The organism is Neisseria sp. P0014.S002 (assembly GCF_051958295.1).
GTDB lineage: Bacteria > Pseudomonadota > Gammaproteobacteria > Burkholderiales > Neisseriaceae > Neisseria > Neisseria flavescens_B.
The window spans coordinates 22594-28629 of record NZ_JBQCVO010000012.1 but is presented as its reverse complement, the minus strand read 5'-3'; the positions used below and the strand labels follow the sequence as shown (position 1 = coordinate 28629).

The 6036-nt window shown below is 45.6% G+C and carries 4 protein-coding genes; 3 read left to right on the top strand and 1 reads right to left on the bottom strand.

Annotation, left to right across the window (positions count from 1 at the left end; all coding sequences use genetic code 11):
* The coding region (locus ACTHSX_RS09675) for a YadA family autotransporter adhesin (protein WP_440377529.1) at positions 1-1098 on the top strand (1098 nt) is incomplete at its 5' end.
* A 237-nt stretch (positions 1099-1335) separates the two neighbouring features.
* Here the strand turns inward: ACTHSX_RS09675 and dusA are convergent.
* The gene (gene dusA, locus ACTHSX_RS09670) at positions 1336-2340 is read right to left on the bottom strand and encodes a tRNA dihydrouridine(20/20a) synthase DusA (RefSeq protein WP_440377528.1); all 1005 of its coding nucleotides are present in this window, start codon (positions 2338-2340) and stop codon (positions 1336-1338) included.
* 217 nt (positions 2341-2557) lie between these two features.
* Between dusA and ACTHSX_RS09665 the strand changes: the two genes are divergently transcribed.
* Complete coding sequence (locus ACTHSX_RS09665; RefSeq protein ID WP_003680049.1) at positions 2558-3178, top strand: L-threonylcarbamoyladenylate synthase; 621 nt, start codon at positions 2558-2560, stop codon at positions 3176-3178.
* 574 nt (positions 3179-3752) lie between these two features.
* Positions 3753-6036, top strand: a 2284-nt coding sequence (locus ACTHSX_RS09660; RefSeq protein WP_440377527.1) for an ESPR-type extended signal peptide-containing protein, incomplete at its 3' end; no start/stop codon positions are given.

Below are 6036 nucleotides of genomic sequence, written 5' to 3'. Positions count from 1 at the left end.
GCAACTGGTGCTAAAGGTGAAACTGGTGCCACTGGTGCAGACGGTAAGAATGCTGAAGCCGAAGTTAAAGACAACGGCGACGGCACTCATACTGTAACCATCAAAGACGGTAACGGTAATACCACTACTACCATCGTTAAAGACGGTGCAACTGGCGCTATTGGTGCAACTGGTGCAGACGGTAAGAATGCTGAAGCCGAAGTTAAAGACAACGGTGATGGTACTCATACTGTAACCATCAAAGACGGTAACGGTAACACTACTACTACCATCGTTAAAGACGGTGCAACTGGCGCCAAAGGTGATACCGGTGAAAACGGTAAGTCTGCTGAAGGTAAAGTTGAGCGTGATGAAGCTAAAGGTACTTCTACCATCACTATCAACAACTTCGATAAAGACGGTAAAGTCATCTCTACTACTACTGCAACCGTGAAAGACGGTAAAGATGGTAAAGACGGTAAAGATGCTGATGGCACCTTCGGTCTGGTTGACGAGACTGGTACTACTGACGGCTCTATCTCCAAAAAACTGAATAACACTATTCAGATTAAAGGTGATGCGGGTACTAAAGTTCAAGTATTCGACAAAGCAACCGGTAAGACTTCAGAGAAAGAAGTTCAAAACATCTTCGTTAAGAAAGACGGCGATGCGCTGAAAGTCAGCTTGAACCCTGATCTGACCGTTAACAGTGTTACTACTAACGAACTGAAAGCAGGTCCTGTAACCATCAACCAAGGTGGTATCGATGCCGGCAACACTACTATTAAAAATGTTGCTCCAGGTAAGAACGGTACCGATGCGGTTAACGTTGACCAGCTGAACCAAAAATTCGGCGATGTGAACAGCAATGTGAACAAGGTTGACAACAACGCCCGCGCAGGTGTGGCTCAAGCTCTGGCTACTGCCGGTCTGCCACAAGCTTACTTGCCAGGTAAGAGCATGCTGGCTATCGGTGGCGGTCACTACCGTGGTGAAACCGGTTACGCTGTCGGCTTCTCTAGCATCTCCGATGGTGGTAACTGGATCATCAAAGGTACTGCTTCCGGCAACTCACGTGGTCACTTCGGTGCTACCGCAGCAGTTGGTTACCAATGGTAATCTGACTTTCAGACGGCCTGAAAAGGCCGTCTGAAAAGACGAAGCAAAGTAAATGCGGCCTATTTAGGCCGCATTTTTTTATGCTTAGATTATGTTTTGGGTTTATTCGATGAATTAATCGTCATAGTAGATAAAGAGAAATGAAAATATCTTTAGCAGTCTGCTGCAATTTAAAAGGCCGTCTGAAACATTATTTGATGTTTCAGACGGCCTTTTATTTATTCGCACGATATGGCATTAGTCCCAAATATTTGCGCGTTCGACTTCTTTCCATGCGTCTAAAATCAGGCTGCCGTCGTTGTCTTTCAGTAAAGTAGCATCTGAAAGCATACGGCGCCAAGTGCGGGCATTTTTTAGGCCGTGCATTAAGCCTAGTGCGTGGCGGACGATATGGCGCAGGATGGTGCCGCGCCCTGAGGCAATTTGTTCGCGGCTGTATGCGTATAGCCAAGCTGCTAAATCTGCATATTGGATTGGTGCGTGTGCATCGTTGTAAAATAGCGCATCCCAATCACGCATCAGCATTGGGTTGTGATAAGCTTCGCGCCCGATCATGACGCCGTCGACAAATTTTAGATGTTCGGCGATTTCTTCATTGGTGGTGATGCCGCCGTTAATCAAAATTTCTAAGTCGGAGAACTCTTGTTTCAAGCGGTAGACGTATTCATATTTGAGTGGCGGAACTTCGCGGTTTTCTTTCGGGGATAAACCGTCCAGCCAAGCATTACGCGCATGGACGATAAATGTGCGGCAGGCTGTTTTTTCACGAAGCGTTCCTACAAAATCTGCCACGACTTGATATTCTGTCTGTCTGTCTACACCGATGCGGTGTTTGACCGTTACCGGAATTTCAACTGCATCCTGCATCGCATTCAAACAATCTGCCACCAAATCTACATCATTCATCAGGCAAGCGCCGAAAGCGCCTTTTTGAACGCGTGGGCTGGGGCAGCCGCAATTTAGGTTGACTTCATTATAGCCATACGCCTCAGCCGCTTTGGCAGCGATTGCCAAGTCATGCGGATCTGAGCCGCCAAGCTGTAAAGCGACCGGTTGCTCGCCTTCGTTGAAACTCAAAAAGCGGTCTTTATCTCCGTAAACTACTGCGCCTGAATTGACCATTTCGCTATAAAGCCAAGCATTGTGTGTAATTTGTCGCGCCATAAAGCGATAGTGTCGGTCTGTCCAATCAAGCATGGGTGCAACAGACAAGCGGCGGGCGGGGAGGGAAGAAGCAGACATTGAGATGACTTTCAAACAAAATAACGCATTATATAGTGTATTAAATTGACTTTCGATATCGGCCGGTAAATCAAAATTATCTATAAGGTATCACTGGGTGCGGCCGTGTTGTAGCTGAGACTAAATCCATTCATAGTGGTGGAAATCCAATATTCAGACGGCCAAATAAGTTTTAAAATGTCAAACAACAAACCATTAGAATGATAAGGAAAAAAACATGGCACAATTTTTCGCCATCCATCCCGATAATCCCCAAGACCGCCTCATCAAACAAGCCGCCGATATTGTCCGCAGTGGCGGCGTCATCGTTTACCCTACGGACTCCTGCTATGCGCTGGGTTGCAAACTCGGCGACAAAAATGCGATGGAGCGCATTCTTACGATTCGCAAAATCGATCAAAAACACCATCTGACCCTGATGTGTGCCGATTTGAGCGAATTGGGTACTTACGCCAAAGTAGATAATGCCCAATTCCGCCAGCTCAAAGCAGCTACGCCCGGAAGCTACACCTTTATCCTGCAGGCAACCAAAGAAGTACCCAATCGCACGCTTCATCCCAAGCGCAAAACCATCGGCCTGCGTGTTCCCGATAACGCTACCGCCTTGGCACTTTTGCAAGAATTGGGCGAACCTATTTTAAGTTGCACCCTCATGCTGCCCGAAGACGATGAGCCATTGACCGATCCATACGAAATCCGAGACCGTCTTGAGCATGCCGTTGATTTGGTTATTGATGGCGGCTGGTGCGGTACTGAGCCGACGACGGTTATCGATATGACCGATGGTACCGAATTGATTCGTCAAGGTAAGGGCGATATTGCTGTATTCGGTTTGTAAAACCATCCGCGTCTGTATAAGTAGGGATATGCGTATTCTTTCTATGACGTATTAAAAGCATATTGCCAATTTTATTGATAGCTCAAAAAACAAATTATTCAATTAAGCAATTGTTCAATATCATTTCATTAAAGGCCGTCTGAAACATTTCAGACGGCCTTTCTTTTTCGTTTTTTTAAACAAGTAATTCATTTTAAATAATATTCCAAATAATTGGCATGTGGGTTGCATGATTACTGTGTTTACTTGTGACTTGTCAATGGAATACAACACACCGCTTATTAATAGAAACATAGCTAGGGCCCTTTTGATGATTGGTTTTTTTGGTTGAAAGCCGTGATTTTATTTAGAAATTAAAGATAATCGGTTTATATTTCCGACTAGCGGATATTTGGTAAGTATGAAATACTATTTCACTTCGAGATAGTAAAAGACCTAAATTTCGTCTCAAAGTGACAATAAACGTCAGCTCGAAGCAAGTATTTGCTGGGAAACCCTCCGCAATAGACTTTTTAAAGTAGCGTCATGCTCATGCCTACGCTTTTATCCATCATAAAAAGAGAAAGACACACTAATGAATAAGATATTTAAAGTTGTTTGGAACCGTACGATTCAATCTTTCGTCGTAACGTCCGAATTGGCCAAAGGCCGTGTGAAATCGTCTGCAGAACAAAATAGTACAGATGTATCTGCCGAATCCGGTAAAAATGGTATCGCGACAGTTTTCAGATTGACAGTGATTTCGGCAGCTCTTTTGGGGGCAAGCAATGTATATGCGGCAAATGCTCAGGTTGGACGAATTGAAGCTGATAGCACAACCAGTGCTACTGCGATCAGCGGTGCAACAGCAACAGGTGTTGGTGCATTAGGGGTAGGATTAACGGCACAAGCCAATCAAGGTAACGCTATTGCCATAGGTAATTCAGCCAAAGCTCAAGCTGGAAATACCATTGCCATCGGTAAAGATGCAGTGGCAAATTCTCCAGCTTCGGGTAGTGCGCCATCAAGTGCTATTGCACTTGGTGCAGACGCGAATGCAACCGGCTTTGGTACGATTGCTATTGGACGTGCATCTGAGGTTCTCTCCCAAAATAGTATGAACGTGAATTCAACTCACAATAATATTGCTATTGGTAATACGGCTCGAGTAGGCGATTCAAGTAGTTCTAAGATAACTCAGTCTATTGCTATTGGTTCAGGTAACCGTGTTGATCCACAGGGCAGACCTGAGGGTGCGTGGGCAAAGGGAGACCAATCTATTGCGGTTGGTGGTAATGTCTTGGCTAATGGTAATTCATCTGTTGCTATTGGTGGTGATGATTTAGATGCGGTAGGTGGTACTCGATATTCTGGCAATGCAACGGATAAATTCATCAAATACAATGCCCAAGGTGCAAAGACCGGTGAATATACGCTGAGCGGTAAAAGTCTGCGTGATATCTATAAAGAAATGACCGGCGATACGATGAATTACGGTTCTTATGGTAATACTATTGCCGGTCAAGGTTCTGTTGCATTAGGTGTGCAGTCTAATTCATCTGCTGATTTGTCTCTGGCTATCGGTACTAAATCTCAGGCCACTGCCTTTGGTGGTGTAGCTTTGGGTACAGGTGCGAAGGCTACTTTGCTGAACTCTGTGGCTTTGGGTACGGCTTCTAAAACTGATAAAGAAGGTAAGGCATACGTTCAACGCGAAATTATGGGCGTGACCTACACTTGGGCAGGCGGTGCAACTACCGATGCTGGTGATGTTGTGTCTGTCGGTTCCAAAGGTTACGAACGCCAAATCATCAATGTATCCCCTGGCGATATTTCTGCTACTTCTACTGATGCCATCAACGGCTCTCAACTTTATGGTGTATTGAGTGCGCTCGAACGCATTCGTTATTTCTCTGTTAATTCAACTGATGGTAGCACTGACGGCACCAAAAACTGGAATAACGATGGTGCGAAAGGTGCAAACTCAATTGCCATTGGCCCATCTGCATCTACGACAAGTGCAGCCACAAATGGTGTCTCTATCGGCAATCAGGCAAATGTTACAGGCGTCAATGCTGTTGCTTTGGGTAACGGTACTACTGCTTCTGTTCAAGATTCTGTTGCTTTGGGCAATGGTGCCATCGGCGCGGCCAATAATTTTGACGCAACAGCTAAAAATGCCTCATTCAAAAACGATAGTGGTGCTGCGACCAATGTCAGCTATGCTGCTTCTTCATCTTCTACAACAGGCGCGGTTTCTATAGGCAGCGCAGGCAATGAACGCCAAATCCAGAATGTTGCCGCAGGCCGTATTTCCGCCACTTCAACCGATGCAGTTAATGGTAGCCAACTGTACACCGTTATGAACAATGTTGGACACAATATCCAACAAAACGGCACAGACAAATCCCGTATCAACAACAACGGTACAGTCAACTACGCCGATGGTAATTTGACGACCGTTGCAGTTACCGATGGCGAGAATGCATCAAAAGTTCAAATCAACGTCACTCAAGGTTCATTGTCTGTCGATAATAATGGCACAGTGTCCGCACCGACTGCCGGTGTAGCGACTGCCGGCGATGTAGCCAATGCCATCAATAATGCCAAAACCACGACCAAGGTGGAGGCAGGCAGCAACACGCATGTCAATAAAACAACTTCAGGCAAAGAAACCACTTATACCGTCAGCGCAGATAAAGCAACGGTACAAGTTTCCAATGCTTTGAATTTGACTTCTAATACTACAACTGCAGCCGATGGTGCAGTGACAACTAATTACAGTATCGATCTCGCTCAAAGCACCAAAGACGACATCCAAAAAGGTGTGGACGCCAAAACCACCGTTGACACCAAAGGCCTGACCTTCAACGGCGACA